The following is a 930-nucleotide window of genomic DNA, read 5'->3' as shown; positions in this document are numbered from 1 at the left end:
TTCGACCAGCAGGCGCGCCTGTCGACGCTCGAGCGTGTCGTCGCATCGGGTACCGGCGACAACGACCGTTATTTCGACGGCTACGTGGCGTCGTTCGACCGCGCGGGCAACCCCGGGAACGTCACGCAGTATCACCTGACGGCGGTGCCGTGGTTCTGGTTCCTGACGCGCTCGACCGACTGCCGGATCTTCCAGAACAAGACCGCGCAGGACATCCTCACCGAGATCTTCCAGGAGCACGGGTTTTCCGACTTCGTGTTCGATATCCGGACGAGCCAGAAGCCGCTCGAGTATGTCGTGATGTACCAGGAGAGCTACTACAACTTCTGCGCGCGGCTGATGGAGCAGGAGGGGCTCGTCTGGACGCACCGCTACGAGAAGGACAAGCACATCCTGGTGATCGGCGATTCGAACCTGCTGTTCCGCCCGATCGACGGGCTCGCCACGGTGCCGTTCGCGGCGACCGAGGCGAGTGAGGACAGCGGGATCGACCAGTTGCACGAAGGCCGGCGCTTCGGCGTCGGCAAGGTCACGTTCCGCGACTTCAACCACCAGAACCCGTCGTCGCCGCTGATGCTGGTGGAAGCTGGGCCGCAGAACCTCAAGCATGCGCGGCTCGACGCGACCGAGCGGTTCGAGCACCAGTCGCTGTACGACCACGGCGATGACGGCAACCGTTACGCCCGTTTTGCGATGGAGGCCGAGGAGGCGCAGGCCCACCGCTATACCGGCGGCGGCTACGCGTGGCGCATGACCACGGCGGGCGCGGTCACCGTGGCGAATCACCCGGTGCTCGAGAACAACCAGGAATACGTGATCCTGCACGTGCGCCACGAGGCGGTGAACGACTACACGCAGCACAGCGCGAAGCTGCCGTACCGCAACAGCTTTGCGCTGCTGCCGAAGAAGGTGCCGTATCGCGCGCCGCGC

1 protein-coding gene is annotated in these 930 nt (G+C 65.1%); it reads left to right on the top strand.

Features of this window, described 5'->3' with window-relative positions:
* On the top strand, positions 1-930 hold a 930-nt coding region (locus VK92_RS35615), incomplete at both ends, for a type VI secretion system Vgr family protein (protein ID WP_048029190.1).

It is taken from the genome of Burkholderia sp. LK4 (genome assembly GCF_001043615.1).
Classification (GTDB): Bacteria; Pseudomonadota; Gammaproteobacteria; order Burkholderiales; family Burkholderiaceae; genus Burkholderia; species Burkholderia cepacia.
Note: the sequence above shows the minus strand (reverse complement) of the source record. Positions and strands in the feature narration are given on the sequence as shown.